Annotated in this window: 19 protein-coding genes and 2 pseudogenes; 19 read left to right on the top strand and 2 right to left on the bottom strand. The window is 68.0% G+C overall.

What is annotated here, in order from left to right; genetic code table 11:
* Nucleotide 1: 1 nt before the first annotated feature.
* Genes H0X00_RS00725 through H0X00_RS00710 form a run of 4 tightly spaced genes read left to right on the top strand, consistent with a single transcriptional unit; the run spans nucleotide 2 to nucleotide 3,299 of the window.
* Nucleotides 2–1,201, top strand: a complete 1,200-nt coding sequence (locus H0X00_RS00725; protein ID WP_293766566.1) for an acetyl-CoA acetyltransferase — start codon at nucleotides 2–4, stop codon at nucleotides 1,199–1,201.
* Nucleotides 1,198–2,019: an ABC transporter ATP-binding protein gene (locus tag H0X00_RS00720; RefSeq protein ID WP_293766565.1), complete on the top strand. Its 822-nt coding sequence runs from the start codon at nucleotides 1,198–1,200 to the stop codon at nucleotides 2,017–2,019. The genes H0X00_RS00725 and H0X00_RS00720 overlap by 4 nt, the downstream gene beginning before the upstream one ends.
* Nucleotides 2,012–2,707, top strand: a complete 696-nt coding sequence (locus H0X00_RS00715; RefSeq protein ID WP_293766564.1) for an ABC transporter ATP-binding protein — start codon at nucleotides 2,012–2,014, stop codon at nucleotides 2,705–2,707. The genes H0X00_RS00720 and H0X00_RS00715 overlap by 8 nt, the downstream gene beginning before the upstream one ends.
* Before the next feature lie 10 nt (nucleotides 2,708–2,717).
* The gene (locus H0X00_RS00710; protein WP_293766563.1) at nucleotides 2,718–3,299 is read left to right on the top strand and encodes a TetR/AcrR family transcriptional regulator; all 582 of its coding nucleotides are present in this window, start codon (nucleotides 2,718–2,720) and stop codon (nucleotides 3,297–3,299) included.
* Between the two features lie 41 nt (nucleotides 3,300–3,340).
* Here H0X00_RS00710 and H0X00_RS00705 read toward each other — a convergent pair whose 3' ends face one another.
* Nucleotides 3,341–4,114: an enoyl-CoA hydratase-related protein gene (locus H0X00_RS00705; protein ID WP_293766562.1), complete on the bottom strand. Its 774-nt coding sequence runs from the start codon at nucleotides 4,112–4,114 to the stop codon at nucleotides 3,341–3,343.
* Between the two features lie 140 nt (nucleotides 4,115–4,254).
* Between H0X00_RS00705 and H0X00_RS00700 the strand changes: the two genes are divergently transcribed.
* The 11 genes from H0X00_RS00700 to H0X00_RS00650 all read left to right on the top strand — a co-directional run bounded on the left by H0X00_RS00700 (nucleotide 4,255) and on the right by H0X00_RS00650 (nucleotide 16,967).
* Nucleotides 4,255–5,565: a pentapeptide repeat-containing protein gene (locus H0X00_RS00700; protein WP_293766561.1), complete on the top strand. Its 1,311-nt coding sequence runs from the start codon at nucleotides 4,255–4,257 to the stop codon at nucleotides 5,563–5,565.
* A gap of 35 nt (nucleotides 5,566–5,600) precedes the next feature.
* Nucleotides 5,601–7,001, top strand: a complete 1,401-nt coding sequence (locus tag H0X00_RS00695; RefSeq protein WP_293766560.1) for an amidohydrolase family protein — start codon at nucleotides 5,601–5,603, stop codon at nucleotides 6,999–7,001.
* Nucleotides 7,002–7,024: 23 nt separating this feature from the next.
* Complete coding sequence (locus H0X00_RS00690; protein ID WP_293766558.1) at nucleotides 7,025–7,801, top strand: nuclear transport factor 2 family protein; 777 nt, start codon at nucleotides 7,025–7,027, stop codon at nucleotides 7,799–7,801.
* A 38-nt stretch (nucleotides 7,802–7,839) separates the two neighbouring features.
* On the top strand, nucleotides 7,840–9,135 hold the full coding sequence (locus tag H0X00_RS00685) for a cytochrome P450 (RefSeq protein ID WP_293766557.1): 1,296 nt from the start codon (nucleotides 7,840–7,842) through the stop codon (nucleotides 9,133–9,135).
* Nucleotides 9,132–10,733: an AMP-binding protein gene (locus tag H0X00_RS00680; RefSeq protein ID WP_293766555.1), complete on the top strand. Its 1,602-nt coding sequence runs from the start codon at nucleotides 9,132–9,134 to the stop codon at nucleotides 10,731–10,733. Before H0X00_RS00685 ends, H0X00_RS00680 begins: the two co-directional genes overlap by 4 nt.
* A 29-nt stretch (nucleotides 10,734–10,762) precedes the next feature.
* Nucleotides 10,763–11,935: an acyl-CoA dehydrogenase family protein gene (locus tag H0X00_RS00675; RefSeq protein WP_293766554.1), complete on the top strand. Its 1,173-nt coding sequence runs from the start codon at nucleotides 10,763–10,765 to the stop codon at nucleotides 11,933–11,935.
* A 58-nt stretch (nucleotides 11,936–11,993) separates the two neighbouring features.
* Nucleotides 11,994–13,163 (top strand): acyl-CoA dehydrogenase family protein, encoded by a 1,170-nt coding sequence (locus H0X00_RS00670; protein WP_293766552.1) that lies wholly within the window; start codon nucleotides 11,994–11,996, stop codon nucleotides 13,161–13,163.
* Nucleotides 13,160–14,269 (top strand): acyl-CoA dehydrogenase family protein, encoded by a 1,110-nt coding sequence (locus tag H0X00_RS00665; protein WP_293766551.1) that lies wholly within the window; start codon nucleotides 13,160–13,162, stop codon nucleotides 14,267–14,269. Before H0X00_RS00670 ends, H0X00_RS00665 begins: the two co-directional genes overlap by 4 nt.
* Nucleotides 14,269–15,261 (top strand): PDR/VanB family oxidoreductase, encoded by a 993-nt coding sequence (locus H0X00_RS00660; RefSeq protein ID WP_293766550.1) that lies wholly within the window; start codon nucleotides 14,269–14,271, stop codon nucleotides 15,259–15,261. Before H0X00_RS00665 ends, H0X00_RS00660 begins: the two co-directional genes overlap by 1 nt.
* Before the next feature lie 127 nt (nucleotides 15,262–15,388).
* A complete protein-coding gene (locus H0X00_RS00655; protein ID WP_293766547.1) occupies nucleotides 15,389–15,781 on the top strand; it encodes a nuclear transport factor 2 family protein in 393 nt (130 codons plus the stop codon).
* Nucleotides 15,782–15,827: 46 nt separating this feature from the next.
* Nucleotides 15,828–16,967, top strand: a complete 1,140-nt coding sequence (locus tag H0X00_RS00650) for an acetyl-CoA C-acyltransferase (protein WP_293766545.1) — start codon at nucleotides 15,828–15,830, stop codon at nucleotides 16,965–16,967.
* Nucleotides 16,968–17,466: 499 nt separating this feature from the next.
* Here the strand turns inward: H0X00_RS00650 and H0X00_RS00645 are convergent, their stop codons facing one another.
* Nucleotides 17,467–17,637 carry a hypothetical protein gene (locus H0X00_RS00645; RefSeq protein ID WP_293766543.1) on the bottom strand — a complete coding sequence of 57 codons (171 nt, stop codon included), beginning with the start codon at nucleotides 17,635–17,637 and terminating at the stop codon, nucleotides 17,467–17,469.
* 450 nt (nucleotides 17,638–18,087) lie between these two features.
* Between H0X00_RS00645 and H0X00_RS00640 the strand changes: the two genes are divergently transcribed.
* The 4 genes and pseudogenes from H0X00_RS00640 to H0X00_RS00625 form a co-directional block, all read left to right on the top strand.
* Complete coding sequence (locus H0X00_RS00640; protein WP_293766541.1) at nucleotides 18,088–18,282, top strand: hypothetical protein; 195 nt, start codon at nucleotides 18,088–18,090, stop codon at nucleotides 18,280–18,282.
* 128 nt (nucleotides 18,283–18,410) lie between these two features.
* Nucleotides 18,411–20,003: an IS21 family transposase gene (gene istA / locus H0X00_RS00635; RefSeq protein WP_293766538.1), complete on the top strand. Its 1,593-nt coding sequence runs from the start codon at nucleotides 18,411–18,413 to the stop codon at nucleotides 20,001–20,003.
* A gap of 59 nt (nucleotides 20,004–20,062) precedes the next feature.
* Nucleotides 20,063–20,849, top strand: a pseudogene (gene istB / locus H0X00_RS00630) (IS21-like element helper ATPase IstB).
* Between the two features lie 286 nt (nucleotides 20,850–21,135).
* Nucleotides 21,136–21,408 (top strand): annotated as a pseudogene (locus H0X00_RS00625) (transposase); the annotation flags it as partial.
* Nucleotides 21,409–21,433: the final 25 nt, after the last annotated feature.

Genomic DNA, 21,433 nt, shown 5'->3' with positions numbered 1-21,433 from the left:
GATGGGTTCTCACGGGATCCGCGACCGAGTCGCGATCGTCGGCATGGGTTGCACCCCCTTTGGGGAGCATTGGGACAAGAGCACGGCCGACCTGTTGATCGACGCCGCGCAGGGCGCCATGGCCTCGGCCGGGATGGGCCGCGACGACATCGACGCCTACTGGCTGGGCACGATGGGCAGCGGTCTCAGCGGGGTGACACTGTCCAGGGCGCTGCGGGTGACCAAGCCGGTGACTCGCGTCGAGAACTTCTGCGCCACCGGTTCCGAAGCGCTGCGCAACGCGTGCTACGCCGTCGCCTCCGGGGCCTACGACGTCGCGATGGCGATCGGCGTGGAAAAGCTCAAGGACTCGGGCTTTTCGGGCCTGGTGTCTCCGCCGCAGCCGTCGGACGGCACCGCGGTGGAGATGACCGCGCCGGCCGCGTTCTCCTACCTGGCGCCGGCCTACGCGAAGCGGTACGGCCTTGACAACGACGAGATGCGGGACGTCCTCACGCGCATCGCGTGGAAGAACCACCAGAACGGTGCGCACAACCCCCGAGCACAGTTCCGCAAGGAGGTCGCCAAGGAGACCATCGGCAACGCCCCGCTGATCGCCGGGTCTCTGGGCGTGTTCGACTGCTCGGGGGTCAGCGACGGCTCCGCCGCCGCCATCGTCGTCAGGGCCGAAGATGCGTACCGCTACACCGACTCCCCGCTGTATGTGAAGGGGTTGTCGTTCGTCGCGGGCGACGCCACCGGCGTGGTGGACGACACCTACGATTACACGACTTTCCCGGAGGTCGTGCTGAGCGCCCAGGACGCCTACGCGCAGGCCGGTGTCACCGATCCGCGAGCGCAGATCGCGATGGCTGAGGTGCACGATTGCTTCACACCGACCGAACTCGTGCTGATGGAGGACCTCGGGTTTGCCGAGCGCGGCTTCGGGTGGAAGGAAGTCCTCGCGGGCACCTTCGACCTCCGCGGTGACCTGCCCGTGAACCCCGACGGTGGGCTCAAGGCCTTCGGTCACCCCATCGGAGCCAGCGGCCTGCGGATGATGTTCGAGTGCTGGTTGCAGCTGCGCGGCGAAGCGCCCGAGGACCGTCGCATCACCAGCACCGCGCATGGCAAGACTCTCGGCCTCACGCACAATCTCGGGGGCCGCCCGGGCGAGTGCGTGAGCTTCGTCAGCATCGTGGGATCGGAGCCCAGCGCATGAGGCAGACGAGCGACGTGGACGGCCTGAGCGTCGAGGGCCTGGTGGTGAAGTACGGCGGATTGGTCGCCGTGGACGGCCAGAACCTGACCGCTCCCCGCGGCCGGATCACGGGACTGATCGGACCGAACGGGGCGGGCAAGACCACGACGTTCAATGCCTGCACCGGCATGGTCAAGCCCGCGGCCGGCAAGGTGCGGCTCTTGGGGGAAGACATCACGGGGCTGGCGCCCCACGTGCGTGCGTTGAAGGGCATGGGTCGGACGTTCCAGCGGATGGAGTTGTACGACACCCTCACCGTGCGGGAGAACGTCGTGCTGGGCAAGGAGGCCGGCATGGCCGGCGGCAATCCCTTCCGGCACCTCCGCGCCACCCGGTCGCAGACGGTGCAGCTGCGGCGCGTGGCTGCCGGGGCGATGGAGATGTGCGGGATCAGTGGGCTGGCCGCTCGGCGTCCCGCGAACCTGAGCACGGGGCAGCGCCGGCTGGTCGAGCTGGCGAGATGCATCGCGGGGGAGTACCCGTTGATGCTTCTGGACGAACCGAGCAGTGGACTGGACGGCGCGGAGACCGAGGAGTTCGGTCGGATCCTGAAGTCCCTGGTCGCGGAGCGCGGAGTCGGGATCCTGATCGTCGAACACGACATGGCCTTGGTCATGTCGATCTGCGACTACATCCACGTCCTCGACTTCGGCAAGCCGATCTTCGAGGGCAGTCCCCGGGAAGTCGCCACCTCGAAGTTGGTACGCGCCGCGTACCTGGGCAGTGAGGCCGATGGGATGGCCAAGTTCGAGAACGACGAGGAGCGTGCTCGTGTTTGAGCTGCGGGGCATCCACGCCGCATATGCCGGGACCAAGGTTCTCCGCGGGGTGGATCTGGTCGTTCCGCCCAGTTCGGTGGTTGGCCTGCTGGGCCCGAATGGGGCCGGGAAAACCACGCTGCTGAGAGTGGCGAGCGGATTGCTGAAACCCACCGCGGGGCAGTTGGTCGTCGACGGGAAGGATCTCACCTCGGCGAGCCCCCACCGGTTGGTGGACCATGGCGTGTGTCACGTGCCGGAAGGCCGTGGGATCTTTCCCAGCCTGACAGTGCGCGACAACCTGCTCCTGCAGTCGGTGAAAGGGAAAGAAAACGAGGCGGCCGAAAAGGCGGTCGGAGCGTTCCCGCGCCTTGGAGAGCGGATGTCCCAGCTGGCCGGAACGCTCAGCGGTGGCGAACAACAGATGCTCGCCCTCGCCCGCGCCTACGTGCAGAACCCACGCTTTGTCCTTCTCGACGAGGTGTCGATGGGCCTGGCACCCAAGCTGGTCGATGAGATCTTCGAGTTCCTCGACCTCCTTGCCAAGACGGGGACCTCGCTGCTGCTGGTGGAGCAGTACGTGACACGGGCGCTGGCTGTTGCGGACTATGTGTACCTGCTCAACCGCGGCGAGGTCGTCTTTGCCGGCGAGCCCTGCGAACTCGACGCCGACGCGCTCGCCGAACAGTACGTGGGCGCGGGTCACTGACGCTGCCCAGATGAGTACGGACTCCACTCGGGCGGCGATCCTCGACGCGGCCCGAAACGTGCTCTTGGACGAGGGCTGGGAAGCGGTGTCCCAACCGCGGGTCGCCGAGGTCGCCGGGGTAGGGCGGGCCACCGTTTACCGGTACTGGCCGCAGCGATTACAGCTGATGCAGGACGTCTGCTCGGCCGAGGCGCCGGTAACGCACGCCGAACCGAGCGGGGACCTGCGCGCGGATCTGCTGACCGAGCTGGAGGCATTCCGTCGGGCGATGCAGGAGCGTCGGGCCGGTCGGGTGCTGATCGCCTTGGCGCACAGGGCGATGTGGGAGCCGGGGCTGGCCGAGGTCAAGGGCCGCTTCGTCGACGAAGGGTTGTCAACGCTGCGACGGATCCTCGAAACCGGCGTCAAGGAGGGCAGCCTCGATCCGGAGGCTGATCTCGATGGTGCGCTCGCCGAGCTCGCCGGCGCTCTGGTCTACCGGCAGTTGATCCTCGACCAGGACCTGACGTCCGCCATGGTCGAAAGCAGGCTCGACGCCTTCCTGATCTGTTATGGGCGCAACCCCAGTGGAGGTCCGAGCAGGGTCTTGTGACCGTGCGTCCGGAGGCTGGTTTGCAGGCGGCAGCCGGGTCTTCAGTCCCGGGCGAATCGAGGCTTGCGCTTCTCCTTGAAGGCCTGGCGCGCCTCGGCATAGTCGGGACCGTACTGAGCAAGACCCTGCGTGGTTGCTTCCGCGTCGAGCTGTTCTTCCAGGGTGCGGTCGGCGCTCTCGTGCAGTAGCCGGCGGATCGCCCCGACGCTCGAGGAGAGCGCAGCGACGGCGTGCGCCAACTCCAGCGCCTGACCCAAGGTTTCGCCGTCGGGGACGACGCGATTTACCAGACCCCAGGCCAAGGCCTCCTCCGCCTGGACGGCTCTGCCCAGCAACGCCATCTCGGACGCGCGCGCGGTCCCCACGATGCGAGGCAGCAACCAGGTCGCGCCTGCGTCGGGGACAAGGCCGACATTGACGAAGGCCAGCCGGAAGGTCGCCGTGGCTGCAGCGACTCGGAGGTCGCACGCCAATGCAAGCGAGACACCTGCACCGGCCGCGACGCCGTTGACAGCGGCGACCAACGGCTTCTGAAGCCCCATCAGATCGCGGATCAGGGGGTTGTAGAGGCGTCTCAGGACGTCTTCCGCGTCGCTCGGACCGCCCTGCAGATCAGCCCCGGCGGAGAAGGCGCGGCCCGCGCCGGTCAGGACGATGGCCCGCACGTCCCGCCGTTCATCTAGAACGGCGACCTGGGTGCGCAGCTCCCGCAACAGGTCGTGACTCAACGCGTTCAGTCGCTCGGGTCGATCCAGGGTCACGACTGCCACAGGTCCGTCGTGATCGACGCGCACCGGCGGTTGTTCCTCGGTCATGACGCCCCTTCCGACGGGACCAGGACGTGGTGGGTGCGATCGAAGGTCATCGAGTCCCCGCGGCGGTTGCATTGACCGGGGATTGAGGCGAGTCTATTATATACAGTACCCAATTAGTAATGTCACGAGGTGATCGTGTAGTGGCCGATCACCGCAACACCGCCCACGCCGACCTCGTGCGCAGAGGAAGCGAGAGCCTCGCGGCCTGGCGCCGCGAACACCCCACCCGTCGCCTGGATCTGCGCGGTGCCCAGCTGGCCGGCGAGACATTGACCGGAATGGAGCTGCGGCGGGCCGACCTCCGGGAGGCGAATCTCCGCGGGGCTTGCCTGCGCGGCTGTGACCTCGTGCGAGCCGATCTGAGTGACACCGACCTCAGTGAAGCGGATCTGACCGGCGCAGACCTGCGCGAGGCCGCGCTGTCGGGTGCCCGCCTGACCTCTGCGTCCCTGGAGGGCACCAACCTCGGCGGCGCGTCGGGCCACAGCGGAACCACCCTGCTTCGTGGAGCGAACCTGCGCGACGCACGACTTGTTGGGTGCGACCTGCGCTCCGCCGATCTCGGCGGCGCCGACCTGGAAGGTGCCGACCTGCAGGACGCGGATCTGTCGGGCGCCGATCTTCGCGGCGCTGTCCTGCGGCGGGTGAGCGTCGGTTGGTCGAGTGTCTTCGCACGATCTCCGGCCGACTGGCGTCGGATCTCGCCCTCGGCGCGCTTCGACGATGCCGATCTGCGGGGCGCGGACCTGGAAGGCGCCGACCTGGTCGCCGCATCGTTCGTCGGCGCGCGTCTTGAGGGTGCGCGGTGTCGGTCGGCCAACCTGGCCGGCGCGACGTTCTTCGGTGGCGACCTTTCGGGAGGCGACTTCTCCGATGTTGATCTCACGGGAGCGGAGCTGGTCAACGTGTGCGCTCGCCGGCTGGGCCTTGCGCGAGCCGTCCTGGTCGGAGCCCGGATCCAGCACAGCGATCTGCAAGCGGTAGATCTCACCGAGGCGTGGTGCGGCGGCACGCTTGCGGTCGACGTGCGTATCGACGACGCGATCGGGCTGAGCACTCTGCGTCACGTGGGACCCAGCTGGGGCCCGGTCTGCGGCCAGGACCTGGGTCGGACGGGGCCGCGGGGATGGCTGGTGACCGGGGGCCAAGGTCATGGTGCGCTGTTGGCCAGCCAACTGCAGTCCCGGGGCGTGGCCTGTTGGAGCGGGCCCTTCGAGGAGTGGCTTGCTCTCCGGCCCCGATTGCGAGCGGCGCAGGCGTTGCTCGCCGTCGACGGAGTAGTGCACGTGCCCGGACCTGAGGGCGCGACATGGTCGGCCTTCTGGGCGGAGATGGCGGCGTCCTGTGGTCGTCCGCTGCGCGTGTTCGGCGATGCGGACGGCCGGTGGACCGAGCGCCAACTGATCGCGTTGGTCGACGACTTCAGAGGCTTGACCACCGGTCCCTACTAGGTATCGTACTCATTTAGTAAATGGAGGAGGATGTCGTGACTGTTCGCGTGGGTCAGACCGATCGGCCGTTGTTCCTGCGACAGCTGAGCACGGACGAGTACCTGCCTCAGCCCTACTCGGATGTCGACAAGCTCGTGGTCGCCAAGACGGTCGACCGCATCGAGACAGCGAGTGCCGAACGTCGCCGCGACGTCAGCGACCTGGCGGACGGTCGGGCGGGAACTGCCGCCGGCCTGCGGGAGCTCAACGCGGAGTGGGGGGAGACCTACTACGACGTCCCCGAGGATGCGGTCCGCGACGACGACGCCGCCTCGGACGTGTTCGACGGGCCGGAGTTTGTCATCGACGTCCAGACCCACTTCATGGCCCCGCACGGGGTGCGGTCCTTCCCCACCCAGATGCTGATCGACCTCTACCGCGCGACGATGCCGACCTGGTGGACCCAGCTCGACGACATCGTGGCGATGGATCTCGCTTGCTACATCCGCAACGTGTTCCTTGAGTGCGAGACCGGCGTGGCCGTGCTGACCTCCGGTCCGGGCGTGGACGACTGGCGAAACCTGTTCAACGACGAGATGCACGCGACCCGCATGCTGATCGACGGTCTGGCGGGAACGGGCCGCCTGCTCAACCACGCTGTCGTGCACCCGAAGATCGACCACGAGCTGGAAGGCATGGAGGCCTTCCGCGACGAGTTCCAACCGGCGGGCTGGAAGGTCTATACCCTCGGCGTCCTCACCGAGCAAGGGCCCCAGGAGGGCTGGGCCCTGACCGACGACGAAGGCATGCGCTTCCTGGAGAAGGCGCGCGCGCTCGACGTCAGGCTCGTGTGCGCTCATAAGGGGATTAGCTGGCTCGCCAACAACGGGTCGCCCGCCGACATCGGTCCGGCGGCCAAGGCGTTCCCCGACCTCGATTTCCTCATCTATCACTCGGGCTACGAGATGGAGTCTTACGGCGCCCCGCCGGAAGGGCCGTTCACCGAGGAGACGGCCGACGACGGCATCAACCGGCTGATCAAGAGCGTGCGGGACGCCGAAATCGATCGCACCAACGGCAACGTCTACGCCGAACTCGGCACGACCTGGTTCTCCGTCATCCGCCGTCCGGAGGAAGCAGCTCACGTCATGGGCAAGCTCCTCCTGCACTTCGGCGCGGACAACATCGTCTGGGGCACCGACAGCATCTTCTACGGGTCGGCGCAGCCGCTGATCGATGCCTTTCGCACCTTCCAGATTCCGGACCGCCTGTGCGAGCAGTTCGGCTACCCCAAGCTCACCGCCGAGGCGAAGGACAAGATCCTCTCCCGCAATGCGGCGCGGCTGTACAAGGTCGACGTCCCCACGATGCAGGAACGGGTCAAGAACGATGATCTTTCGTGGGCGCGCGACCTGCTGCGCGAGGTCGAGAAGCACGGCTTCGCGGGACTTCGATGACAGTGACAACTCAGCCGAGGCCAGTGACATCGCTCGTGCAGCGCTACCTCGTCGACGGGATCATGGGCAAGGACCTTGCGGTATTCGGGCAGATCCTGCACCCCGACTACGCGTTCACCTCCGCCGGCGGCACGATCTCCGGACGGGACGGCGCCTACGTCCCCATGGTCCGGGACTACCTGGCCAAGGAACCAACGATCGACGTCGTCATCCACGACGTCGTGGTGGGTGACGGTGCCGTCGCGCTCTGGGTCACCAAGCGCACGACCGCGCCTCGAACGGCTGCCTGGCCCGCCATTCTCATCTACCTTGCTCACGAGGGCCGCCTCGTGCACTGTTGGTCCGAGCAGGACTGGGCTAGCCATCGCCGCCAGGTGCGTGAAGGCGTGCTGGCTCCCGTAGTGCTCGACGCGAGAACCGACCCCTGGTTGACGACGCCGGTCGCGGCGGACGCGTCCACCGAGCTGGTCGCGTTCGAGTGGCTACGGGCCGGTGGTTGGCAGGCGGACGATCTGGTCCTGGACGACGGCGGCGCGATCTCGCCCGAGCGACCTGAGCTCGCTTTTGACCGGCTGACCCTTAGTTGCTGCTTCACCGCCGGCGACAGGTTCGCCTTCCACGCCACCCAGCACGGTCGCTACCTCGGCGGCCCGCGCGGTCGCGGTGCCCCACCCGGTTCCTACGCGAGCCTCCCGGCCGCCGGCATCGGGACCGTTCGGGACGGCCGGGTTGTCCAAGCCCGGGTCGTGACCGACCGCACCGCGTTCGCGAGATCTCTCGTCAGCTCGGCCAGTTCCTGATCAGCCCTGTCGAAACCACCGAAACGAAGGACACCGAGATGGCGACGACCAGCTTCGGCCCCGGGCCGCGCGTCGTGGACCAGCCCTTCTTCACCAGCTCTCCGTTCGAGCCCACGCGTCCCCCGGTCGAGCGCATCGAAGACGTTGATCTCACCGATCCCACGCTCTACCTCGACGGCGACCCGCACGCCACCTGGAAGGTGCTGCGCGACACCGCTCCGATCTTCTGGCACGAGAAGGGGACGCTAGGTACGCGAGGGCAAGGCTTCTGGGTCGCCACCCGGCACGCGGAGTTCGTCCAGGTGACCAAGACCGAGTCCCGGATCTTCAGCAACGCCGAGACCCCGTTGCTCGACATGACCGGCGAAATGTTCGGTGACCAGATTTCCGTCATGGACGCGCCGCGGCACCTGGCCTATCGGCGCATCATCCAGCGCTACTTCACGCCGAAGGCAACGATCGAGTGGCAGGACGAGGTACGCAGGATCGTCGACGACATCCTCGACGAGATCTGCGAGAAGGGCGAATGCGACTTCGCGGAAATCGCCCTGAAGATCCCCGTACCCGCGACCGGCGCCCTGATGCGACTGACCGCCTCCGAGTGCGCGCAACTCCAGCCGGTGCAAGAAGCGCTGCACCTTGCGGACACCCCCGAAGCCCTCATGCAGTACTCGCAGGCAGGCCTCGGTCTGTTCACCCAGATCGTCAACGACCGGCGGGCCAATCCGAGAGCAGACTTCATCGGAGCGATCCTCGCGGCGGAGCCCGAGGGAGAAGCGCTGAGCGATGAGCAGGTGCTGATGTACCTGTGGATCTTGTTCATCGGCGGCCTCGACAGCACGGTTCACGCGATGAGCGCCTCCCTGCTCACTCTCTTCCACCACCCCGACCAGTTCGCCCGGCTCAAGGCCGACCCGGGCCTGATGCCCACCGCGGTGCAGGAGATGCTTCGCTGGACTGCGGTCTCCCAGCACCTCAAGCGGCTCGCGACCGAGGACACCGTGGTGGCCGGGCAGCAGGTCAAGGCCGGTGAGTTCGTCGTCGTCTTCGACCCCTCGGCCAACCGGGACGAGCGGGTGTTCCCCGAGCCATTCCGGTTCGACGTGGGCCGCAGTCCCGGTCCGATCTGCACCTTCGGGATGGGACCGCACGTCTGCCCCGGCTTGCACTTCGCCGCGCTCGAGATGGAGGCGCTCTTCGGCGCCGTCGTCAAGCGTATGCCCGACATCCGGCAGGCGGGACCGGCGGAGCGGGCGCTCGCGTTCAGCATCCTGCTGCCCCCGATCAAGCACCTGCCTGTTTCCTTCACGCCGTCGAAGAAGGTGGAACGATGAAGGTCGACCTCCAGCCCGATGACACGGTCAACCTCGCCCTCGAGCGGGCCGTGCGGGCCGTGCCCGACCGGTTGTTCCTCGACTTCAGTGGCGAGCAGTACACCTACGCCGAGTTCGACGTCGAGGTCGGTCGTCTGGCGGCAGCGCTGGTCGAACTCGGGGTGGGGTTCGGCGACCGGGTCATCACCCAACTCGACAACAGCCCCGACGTCGTCAAGTCGTGGTTCGCGATCAACCGCATCGGCGCGGTGTGGGTTCCGATCAACACGGAGTACGTCGGGGAATTCTTGAGTCACCAAGTCTCCGACTCGGGAGCCCGCGTCGCCATCACCGAGGCCAAGTACCTGCCTCGGTTCGAGCTTGTGCAGGGCCGGATGCCTGAGCTGCGCACCGTGCTCCATCGCGACGAACTGACACAGCCGGCGGGGGACACGACCTACACCCTCGCGCCCCTGGCCGATCAGCTTGTGGCGGACCGCACCGTCGATCCGGCGTTGGTCCAGGGCTCGGACCTGGCCGGGCTCTTCTACACCGCGGGAACCACCGGGCCGTCCAAGGGCTGCATGATGAGCCACCACTACCTGCTCCACGTGGGCCGGCTCATGGTCGCCTCAGCGGACCGCGAACCGGACGAGGTTCTGTTCACCCCGCTTCCGCTGTTCCACCTGGGCGCCACTGCCCTGGTGCTGTCCACCGTGCAGATCGCCGGGTCGGTCGCGGTGGCCCCCGGGTTCTCTGTGCGCGCGTTCTGGGCCGAGGTGGAACGCACCGGGGCACAGGTCACGTGCGTCATGGCCTCGATGATCCCGCTGCTCGCCCAGGCCCCCGACAGCCCGGAGATGCTGCGCTGCAAGGGCCAGATCCGCGCCGCGCTCGGCGTTCCGTTCACCGCCGAGCTGCAGGAGGTCTGGCGCTCACGGTTCGGTGTAACGATCGCGGGGTTCAACCAGTACGGCCTCACCGAGGCCGGCTCGGCGACGATGGTCGAGGGTGGTCGGGACGTCAAGCCCGGGACCTCGGGCCGGGTGCACCAATGGCTCGACGTCCGGATCTTCGACGAGAAGGACCGCGAGGTCCCGGTCGGTACGACGGGCGAGATCGTCCTGCGACCGCTCGAGCCGCACGTGATGTTCGAGGGCTACTGGAACCGCCCGGAGGCCACGCTTGCACAGCTGCGCAACCTCTGGTTCCACACCGGCGACCTCGGGCGGTTCGACGAGGACCGGTTCCTGCACTTCGTCGACCGCAAGAAGGACTACATGCGCCGCCGCGGTGAGAACATCTCCAGCTTCGAACTGGAGTCGACCTTCCTGCAGCACCCGGACATCAGCGAGGCGGCCGTGCACGCCGTCTTCTCCGAGCTCACCGAGGACGACGTCAAGGTCACCGCTGTCCTGCACGAGGGCGCGACCCTGGAACCGCAAACGCTCTATGAGTGGTCGAGCGAGCGCATCCCGCGCTTCGCTCTGCCGCGGTACATCGAGTTCCGGACTGAGCTGCCCAAGAACCCGGTCGGTCGCGTCCTGAAGTACCAGTTGCGCGACGAGGGCCGAACCCCGAACACGTGGGATCGCGACGTCGCGCCCGCCAACCCCTAGATCGCGCGCCGCCAGACAGGAGCAGGGACATGGATTTCTCTTTCACCCCGGAACAGGAAGAGCTTCGGGCGCGCGCGACCGACGCCGGCATGGAGTGGCGCGACGAAGCCGCGGTCTGGGACGCCGAGAACGACGCGCCCTACGAGAAGCTCAACGAGCGTTTCCGCGACCTCGGTCTGCTAGGTCTGACCATGCCGAAGGAGTACGGCGGCAAGGGCGGCACGGTGATCGACTACGTGATCGTCACCTCGGCCCTGTTCCGGGCGTCCCAGAGCTGGGTCTGCGGAGAGCCGCCGTTCTGCACCTCCGGTCCCGGCCCGTCGATCGTGCTGATGGCCGAGCGGGAGGAGACGCGACAGAAGTTCCTGCCGGACATCGTCACCGGGAAGAAGGGCTGCGCCCTGGCGCTTTCGGAGCCGGCCCACGGCTCGGACCTCACTCACCTGGAGACGACCGCGGTGCGGGACGGCGACAGCTACGTCCTCAACGGCAGCAAGCGCTTCATCACCGGCGCCATCTTTAATGACCTCTATGCCGTGTTCGCCCGGATGACCGACGAGCCGGGGGCTCGAGGCATCGGCGCGATCATCGTAGAGAAGGACACGCCCGGCTTCACCATGAACCGGGGCCCGGAGTTCGTGGCCTCCCGGGGAATTCCCCACGGCGAGCTCTACTTCGACAACTGTCGCGTTCCGGCCGAGAACCTTGTCGTGGGAGCCGGGAAATTCGCCGACCTGATGACTGCTTTCAACATGGAGCGGATGCACAACTCCGCTTACAGCCTCGGCTTCGCGGAGGCGGCGTACGACGAGGCTGCCAAGTACGCGCAGCAGCGGGTGTCCTTCGGCCGGGAGATCATCGAGTTCCAGTCGAGCTATCACATGCTCGCCGACATGTGGGTGCAGATCGAGGCGCACCGGCTGCTGACCTACAAAGCGGCCGCGACGGCACGAGATGGCCGGTTCCCCGAAGGGATGGAGTCGACCATCTCCAAGCTGTACGGGGCGACCATGTTGCCTCAGCTGACGCTGAACGCGATTCAGCTGCACGGTGGAGACGGCGTCACGATGGACTACCCCGTCCAGCGCATCCACCGCGAATCGCTGATCAGCCTCGCGGCCGGTGGCGCGCCGCCGCTGCTCCGCAACACCATCGCCAGCCGGCTGTTCCCGCACCGCCGCTTCTCCCAGACCCGGTCGTGATGTTTGTACGGCATCTGACGGCTGCACAGGGCGCGAACGCTTCGGGAGGAGGCCGTCCATGTTCGAACTGACTGAGGAACAGCGCGAGCTCAAGAAGCTGGCGGCCCAGGTGGCCGCGGAGCGTTTCGCACCCAACGCCATCGCATGGGACAGCAACCGCACGACCCTGCCGGCCGAGGAGCGAAGGCTCCTGGGCCGGCTGGGATTCCTTGGCCTCACGTTGCCCGAGCAGTACGGCGGTGACGGCCGACCGCTGATGGACGCCCTCGTGGTGATCGAGGAGTTCGCCAAGGTGAGCCTCATCCCGGCGTGGACGGTGTTTGAGGCCGGGGTCGGGCCGGCCCGGGTCCTTCAGTTATTCGGCACGGAGCACCAGCAGAAGCGCCTGCTGCCCGACGTGATCAGCGGAGAGCTGACGATCGCCGCGGCGATCTCCGAACCTGACGCCGGGTCGGCGGCGACCGACGCCGCCGTGTCCGCCCGGATCGAGGGCGGCGAGGTGGTCATCAACGGCACCAAGCGGTGGTGCTCCGGTGGTGGCCAAGCGGAGTGGTACCTGGTCTTCGTCCGGTTCTCCGCCACGCCCGGGGCCAAGGGGATGGGCGCCGTGCTGGTCCCGCGCGACTGTCCCGGTCTCAGCTTCGGCGTGCAGGAGGAGCTGATGGGCTTCCGGGGCATCGGGTCCGCGGACCTTCACTTCGACGACGTGCGGGTCCCGGTCGATGACATCGTCCTGGGCGAAGGCGGCTTCAACAAGCTGTTCACCGCATTCTCGATCGAGCGCCTCGGCAACGCCACGATGTCCTTGGCCCTGGCCCAGGCGGCCCTGGATCGATCGGCACGTTACGTCCGCGAGCGCCGACAGTTCGGTCGCGAGATCGCCGAGTTCCAGATGGTGCAGGCGGCGCTGGCAGACATGGTGATGCAGGTATCGGCCGCCCGGTTGCTCATCGCGCAAGCGGCGAGCCACGCGGGTGACGGTGCCCCGTCCGCTCTTGAGGCCTCCGTGGCCAAGTGCTTTGCCAACGAGATGGCCAAGCGAGTCACCGATCTCGCCATCCAGCTCCACGGTGGTTACGGGTACTCCAAGGAGTACGAGCTCGAGCGGATGCACCGGGACGCACACGGATGGGCGATCGCCGGCGGCACCACGAACATGCAGCGGATCCGCATTGCCTCGGGGTACCTGGGACGAGCCTTCGACCAGCGGGCTGGTGCCACGCCGTGATCGTCTTCACCGAGGAACAGGAGGACCTGCGCAAGGCGGTGCGTGCGCTGTGCGACGAGCGCTCGCCCGAGTCCGAGGTCCGACGCCTGATGGACACCGACGGGGGCTACGACGAGGTGGTCTGGAAGCAGCTCGCCCAGATGGGCCTGCTCGGCCTGGTCATCCCCGAGGAACACGGCGGCGCCGGTGCGACGTGGTCCGATGTCGGCATCGTGCTCGAGGAAACTGGCCGGGCGCTGCTGTGCTCCCCCTACTTCTCGACGGTCGTCCTGGGCTGCGGTGCGCTGTTGTTCTCCGATGACAGCGCGGCCCAGGCGGAGTACCTTCCCCGGATTGCCGCCGGTGCCCTGAGGGCGACGTTCGCGGTGACCGAGGACTCCGGGCGCTGGGACACGGAGGGTGTTCAGCTCGCCGCTCGCTGCAGTGACGGTGCGTGGGCGTTGGACGGGCACAAGTGCTTCGTCCTCGACGGCCTCACTGCAGATCTGCTCCTGCTGGTCGCGCGCACCGATCTCGGCTTGAGCCTGTTCGCGGTCGATGCCGATTCGGCGGGGCTCACCCGCACCCCGCTGAAGACGATGGACGCCACCCGTAAGCAGGCCCGTCTGGAGTTGCACTCGACGCCAGCCCAGCTGATTGGCATCGACGGTCAGGGCTGGGCGGTAACGCGCATCGTCCTCGATCTGGCTGCAGCAGCTTTGGCGGCCGAGCAGGTCGGAGGTGCGCGGAAGGCGCTCGAGACAGCCGTGACCTACGCCAAGATTCGTCACCAGTTCGGTCGACCAATCGGCTCATTCCAGGCGATCAAGCATGCCTGCGCCGATATGTTCCTGCAGGTCGAAGGGGCCACGAGCGTGGCCCACGAGGCCGTGCGGGCGATTGGCTCCGGCGGCGAGGACGCAGCGCTGCTCGCCAGCCTGGCCAAGGCCTATTGCTCGGACGCGTTCTTCAACGTCGCCGCCAAGAACATCCAGATCCACGGCGGGATCGGGTTCACCTGGGAGCACCCGGCCCACCTCTACTTCAAGCGGGCCAAGACCGGCCAACTGCTCTTCGGCGACTCGCATTACCACCGGGCGCTGCTCGCCGACCGGTTGGGGATCTGATGACGGTGGACGCGGTTCGGCCTGCGTCGACCGCGCCGGCGGACGATCCGACGCGTCTCCGGCTGAAGATCGTGGCGAAGGAAGCGCTCGCGGACGGCGTGGTCGCTCTGACGCTGCGCGACCCGCAGGGACTCGACCTCCCCGCGTGGACGCCCGGCGCCCATCTCGACCTGGTCCTGCGCCCGGACCTCATCCGGCAGTACTCCCTGTGCGGTGATGTGGGGGACCGGGCGAGCTGGCGCGTCGCCGTGCTGCGCGAACCCGAAGGCCGCGGCGGCTCCGCCTACGTGCACGACCTAGTGACGGAAGCGGACGAGCTGGACGTCATCGGGCCGCGCAACCACTTCGCCCTAAAGCCGGCTCCCAGCTACGTCTTCATCGCGGGTGGGATCGGCATCACCCCGATCTTGCCGATGATCGCCGCCGCGGAGGAACGCGGAGTTCCGTGGCGGCTCGTCTACGGCGGGCGCACGCGTACGTCGATGGCCTTCCTCGACGTGCTGAGCGACCACGGGAGCGCCGTGCTGCTCCGTCCCCAGGACGAGCACGGTCTCCTTGACTTTGGGGGCCTGCTCGCCGACATCCCGGCGGACGCACAGATCTACGCCTGCGGTCCCGGTCCGATGCTCGACGCCCTGACGGAGCACAGCGCGAGCCGGGGCCTGGCCGCGCCGCGTGTGGAGCGCTTCTCCGCCGGGTCGGTGGCCGTTCCCACCGATGCCGACCAGGCGTTCGATGTCGTCCTGCACCAGAGCGGGCGGACGATCAGGGTGGCCGCAGACCAGAGCATTCTCGACGCCCTCGAATACGAGGGTCTGGACGTGCTCTCCATGTGCCGCGAGGGCATCTGCGGCACCTGCGAGACCCGCGTGATCTCCGGAGCGATCCTGCATCGCGACCAGATTCTCGACGAGGCCGACCGGGCCGCCGAGGACACGATGTTCATTTGTGTCTCCCGTGCGGCCGGGGACTCGTTGGAGCTCGACCTGTGATCCGCATGGTCCTGTCCTTGACGGGGCGAGTCGGTGCGGTGGTCGGGATAGTTGCCGGCCAGGCAAAGCAACACGTCGTCAGCAAGGTGGTTCGACCGAGAGAACCCAACCGGAGAAGGGATCGCACATGACATCGCTCGCATCCGAGACCGAGGCCAGTCGTGCGTTGCTGGTCAGCATGTACGACGCCGTCGGCCAGGGCGACTTCGCGACAGTCCTCGGCCTCCTCGCCGAGGACATCTTGGTGACCGAGCCGTCGTTCCTGCCCTACGGCGGGACCTACAAGGGGCGCGAAGCCTTCCAGGCTTTTGCCGGGGACGCGATGCAGCACCTCGACGTGGCCAAGATGGTCGTCGAGCGCATCATCGCCGACGGAGACCGCGTGATCGCGATTCTGCGCGTGCGGGCCCTCGGCACCGGCGAGGACGTCGTGCTGGCCGAGGAGTCGCTGGTCCGCGAGGGCCAGATCGCCGAGATCCGCGTCTACTGCCACGACTCGCAAGGGCTCCACCAGGGCTGAGCGCAGCTCCGCTTCTGCCCCATTCAGAACTCCCGAGGAGTCGAACATGCGTGACGCCGTCATTGTTGCTGCCCTGCGCAGCCCGGTCGGGAAGAGGAACGGCGGCCTGGCTGCCGTCCACCCGGCGGACCTGTCCGCCTTCGTGCTGGAGGCACTAGTGGAGCGCACCGGCCTGGACCCCGCGAGTGTCGACGACGTCATCTGGGGCTGCGTCGGCCAGATCGGGGAGCAGAGTTTCGACATCGCTCGGACCGCGCTGCTCTCGGCCGGGTACCCCGAGTCCGTCCCGGGGGTGACCGTGGACCGGCAGTGTGGGTCGTCCCAGCAGGCCGTGCACTTCGCAGCGGCCGGCGTCGTGAGCGGTCAGTACGAGATCGCCGTCGCGGGTGGGGTGGAGTCGATGTCCCGGGTCCCCATGGGATCGGCCGTCACGGCCAACCCGCTCGGCGAGAAGTACGCCGCCCGCTACGGCGCTGACTTCCCGAACCAGGGTTTGGGTGCGGAGCAGATCGCTGAGGAGTGGGGGTTTTCCCGGCAGCGGCTTGACGAGTTCGCGCTGGCATCGCACGAGAAAGCGGCGAGCGCGATCGACGAGGGGCGCTTCGACGACCAGATCGTGCCGATCCCCACCGAGGCGGGCCAGGTGTGCCAAGACGAGGGCGTCCGGCGCGGTGGCACCATCGAGAAGCTCGCCACGTTGGTGACGCCCTTCAAGGAAGACGGCGTCGTCACCGCCGGCAACGCCTCGCAGATCTCCGACGGCTCAGCCGCACTGCTGATCATGACCTCGGAGCGCGCGCGCTCCCTGGGGCTCACGCCGATCGCGCGGGTGCACACCGCGGTCGTGTCCGGGTCGGCACCGATGCCGATGCTCACCGGCCCGATCCCCGCGACCCACAAGGCCCTGGCCAAGAGCGGACTTCCCTTGTCGGAGATCGGTGCCTTCGAGTGCAACGAAGCGTTCGCATCGGTGCCTCTTGCGTGGGCGCGGGAGATCGGTGTGGACGAGAAATTGCTCAACCCGAATGGCGGGGCGATCGCCTTGGGGCATCCCCTGGGCGGCTCCGGCGCGCGACTGATGACGACCCTGGTCCATCACATGCGCGACAAAGGCATCCGATTCGGCCTGCAGACGATGTGCGAGGGCGGCGGCCAAGCCAACACCACGATCCTCGAGCTGCTGTGAACTCCCGGGAGGCAGTGACGATGGGCCGCCTCAGTGTGCGCGCCTATACGCTCTTCCTGGCTGCCGCCGTCGGATAGGCGGAGGGCACGAGGGTCGGCTGTTGGCCATCCAGCAGGGTCAATGAATTTCGCGCCGCCCCGAGATCGATCAGGAGGCCCGGATCGGTTTGCTCATGGGTTCGCATCGAGGCGGCCAGGGGCTCAAATCCCCTCAGCTCCACCCCATCAGTGCAGGTCAGAGACCGGTTTCGGGATTACCGGAACTGGCCCTTTTGATCGTTTTGGTAGCAGTTCGGCAGCGGACCTGTCGAGAGACGCCGACGGACGGGCGCACACGACGGTGGGCCCGGGCGGACACGTCCTCGCGCTCTCGGTGCCCGCGCCGCCGCCGCGGCAGGCGGCAAGAACGACTCGGGTATGTGTGGGCACCCTCTCGAGCTGCGAATTGCTCGGCTTACGCTCGCCGCGGTCGGGCGACCGGATCCGTTCCGTTGCGGTGCTCAGTCGGCGGTTCGCATAGCCCAGTCCCGCGCGAGCTCGACGGGGTCGGCGTAGCCCCGGGCGCCGTTGGGGGTGCGCTGCAGGTGGTGCTGCAGTGCGTCGAGATCGAGGTGCGCGAGGCCGCCGCCTTGGCCCACGATCCACTCACAGCGGTACGCCATTTCGTTCATCGACCCGAGGACGCCGCGGTCGGCGGTCTTGGCCAGGTGCAGCTCGTCATGGCCGTGTCAACCTGAGTTGGCCCCAGGGGGACGGGGTCAGGGCCATCGTCAGGATCGAGGTGGCCGAGGGCGTCGGTTCGCAGACCCTCGGCAGCCAGGGTGGCGTGGATTGGGCCGATCAGGAACGGGCCGAGAGGGCGCAGGTCGCCGACGAGGACGTCTGGCGCGAACACCGAAAACAAGGTCCTGCGTGGGTCATGAGCAGGCACTTGCGCCCGTCTATCCAGAGCAGGTTGGCGTGCCAGTCCTCGGGGGAGGCGGGGTGCTAGTCGATCCGGCGGCGGGCGACCCGCAGCAGGGTGAACAGCCTGGCCGTGCAGCGCAGGATCACGAGCAGACCGTAGTCAACGCTGGCTGTGCTGAGCTCGAATGCGGCGCGCCATCGGACAGACTGGGGAGATGCGCTCGGAGGCAGCTGACATCAGCCGGGTCCTCGACGAGCTGTCGGCGCCGCCGCAGTTGTGGAGCCGCGCCGAGGTGCTGCACACCCCATGCCCGGTGCCGACAGGGGCCGGCATCTACGGATGGCATTTTGACAGCGGCCACGAGAAGCTGCCCGGAGACGGCCACGAAACTGCCCGCTGGCGGCCATGAGAACTGCCCGCTGACGGTCATGGGATCTGCCCGACACGAGTTCATCTGCCTCGCCGCGTCCCGCGGCTGAGGCCCCTTCTCGGGTGCGGTGACGGTGCTGAAGCGCCGCCCACCCGAGAAGGGACACCGTGAAGTGTGCAGGGGAGATCATGGAAATTCTGGAAGCGTTCGATCTGACCGGGTCGTTGCGGGATGCCGCTGAGTTGGCGGGGTGTTCGCATCACACCGTGGCGCGCTACGTCGCCGCGCGGGAAGCCGGCGGCCGTCTGGACCGGGCCGCGGTTCGTCCGCAGCTCATCGATGAGTACCTGCCCAAGGTCGAGGAGTGGGTGGTGCACTCGCGCGGGAAGATCCGCGCGGACAAGGCCCACGAGAAGCTCCTCGCCCTGGGCTACCGGGGTTCAGAACGCACCACCCGCCGAGCGGTGCACGAGGCCAAGGCCGTGTTCAACCTCGGCCGGGCCCGGGTGCACCGCCCTTGGGTGACCGAGCCGGGCATGTGGCTGCAGTACGACTTCGGCGATGGCCCGGTCATCGCCGGGCGCAAGACGGTGTTGTTCTGCGCCTGGTTGGCGTGGTCGAGGTTCCGGGTCGTGCTGGCCTTGCGGGATCGCACCGCCCCGAGCGTGTTCGCCGCCCTGGATGTCACGCTGCGGCGCCTCGGTGGCGCGCCGACGTATGTGTTGACCGACAACGAGAAGACCGTGACGGTGGCTCACATCGCTGGGATGGCGGTGCGCAACCCGCAGCCCGTCGGCTTCGCCGCGCACTATTCGGTCACGGTGCACACCTGCGAGCCGGCCGACCCGGCGTCCAAGGGTGGCAGTGAGAACACGGTCAAGTTGGCCAAGGCCGACCTGGTCCCCACCGAGACGAACCTGTTGGAGACCTACGGTTCCTTCGCCGAACTGGAGAGCGCGTGTGAGGTGTTCTGCGACACGGTGAACGCGCGGGTGCATCGGGTCACCCGCCGGGCGCCGGTGGAGATGCTCGCCCACGAACAGGGCCGGCTGCACCCGCTGCCGGCCACGGCGCACACGGTCGCGTTCGGGGTGACCCGCATGGTCGCCGCGCGGACCCCGATGGTGTCCTTGGACGGCGCGCAATACTCCGTCCCGCACACCCTGCTCGGCCAAGCGGTGTGGGTGCGGGTCCACGGCCAAGGCGCCGACGAGCAGATCGTCATCGTCCACGTCGGGGCGGGCGGGCCGGTCGAGGTGGCCCGCCACCACCGCGCGAGTCCGGGCAGCCCGAAGATCGATGACGCGCACTTCCCGCCGGCCCCTGCCGGGGCGCTGCAACGTGGCCCGAGGCCCAGAACCCATGCAGAGGTGGAATTCCTCGCCCTCGGCGACGGTGCCCGGCTGTGGTTGACCGAGGCCGCCGGCGCCGGCGCGGGCCGGATGCGGGTCAAGATGGCCGCCGCGGTCGCGCTGGCCAAGCTCGGCGATCCGGTCGCGGTGGACTGGGCCCTGGGCCACGCCGCAGTCAACGCCCGCTTCGCCGAGACCGACCTGGCCTCGATCCTGGCCCACCGCGCCCGCACCAGCGGCGGGGGTGTCCATCAGGCCGGCGAGGACCGCAGCCTGTCCCAGGGCACCGCCCCCTGGTCGGCCCTGCCCGGCCCCTGCGGCCCAGGCGCCCACGGTGAATCTGGACCTGACCGCGTGGGCATCGCCGAGCTGGGCATCACCGAGCTGGACATCGAGGTGACCCAGTGACCGCGGCCACCAAGGTGAGCGCGACCGGCAAGGCGGCCGGCATCGGGCGGGGCACGCAACTGAGCCCGGCCGCCGGGGTGCCCACGGCACCCCCGCTGCCCGATGACCTGGAAGCACTACTGCGCACCCTGCGCCTGCCCCACATCCGCCGCCACGCCCCCGAGGTCCTGGCCACCGCCAAGGCCCAACGCTGGGACCCGGCCGAGGTGCTGCGGGCGCTGCTGGTCGAGGAGGCCGCCGGTCGGGCCCGCTCGGCGTTGGCGACCCGCCGCGCCGCAGCGGCGTTCCCGACCGGGAAGACCTTCGCGGCCTGGCAACCCGCGGCCAGCTCCGTCCCGGCCCCGACCCAGCAGGCGTTGCGGACCCTGGAGTGGATTCACCGGCGGGAGAACCTGGTGATCTGCGGGCCCTCGGGCACCGGCAAGACGTTCCTGCTCGAAGCCCTCGGCCAGCTCGCCGTGGAACAGGGACTCAAGGTGGCCTGGTTCACCCTGGAACAACTCGGGGTCCTGGTCAGCCGTCACCGCGCCGATGACAGCGTGTCCAAGGCCATCGCCCGAGTGCTGCGCGCCGAGCTCGTGGTCGTTGACGACGTCGGCCTGCTGCCCGTGGCCCAGGACGCCGCCGAGGGCCTCTACCGCCTCGTCGACGCCGCGTATGAGAAACGCTCGGTCGCGCTCTCGTCCAACCTGCACCCCGCCGCGTTCGATGAGCTCATGCCCAAGACCCTGGCCACAGCCACGGTCGACCGGCTGCTACACCACGCCCACGTCTGCCAGACCACCGGCGACAGCGTGCGCCTGAGCCAAAGCCCTCGCCGGGAAAGGAGTCCAGCCGCTGACCTGACCCAAGAGCGACCGGTGATGGTCGGCCCAGGGCAGATCCCACGGCCATCACCGGGCAGTTCTCGTGGCCATCACCGGGCAGTTCTCATGACCGCCACTGGGCAGATCCTCGTGTCCCTTGACAGCATTTCAGCGCAGCACCCGATCCGCGGGTTGCCGCCGATCGGCTCCTCTACGTCGGCATTGCAAGTGGTGTCCCGCAGAGTGGTGTACGACCCGGGTCTGCTGCACGAGTAGGTGACATCTGAACTGTGGTGCCGAGAGGTGCCGCTGGAAGGATGTGCACTGTGCCGAAACCCCACCCCAAAGAGTTCCGCGACGACGTCGTTCGCGTCGCCCGCAGCCGTGAGCCCGGCCAGGAGCTGCGGCAGATCGCGAAGGACTTCGGGATCAGCGAGTCCTGCCTGCACAACTGGCTCAAGGCCGCAGACGTCGAGGACGGGCGCAGGCCCGGAACAAGCGCGGCGGAGAACGCCGAGTTGCGCGAGGCCCGCAAACGGATCCGACTGCTCGAGCAGGAGAACGAGGTCCTGCGCCGCGCCGCTGCGTATCTGTCCCAGGCGAACCTGCCGGGAAAATGATCTA

The sequence above is a fragment of the Sporichthya sp. genome (assembly GCF_013815995.1).
Classification (GTDB): Bacteria; Actinomycetota; Actinomycetes; order Sporichthyales; family Sporichthyaceae; genus Sporichthya.
Note: the sequence above shows the minus strand (reverse complement) of the source record. Positions and strands in the feature narration are given on the sequence as shown.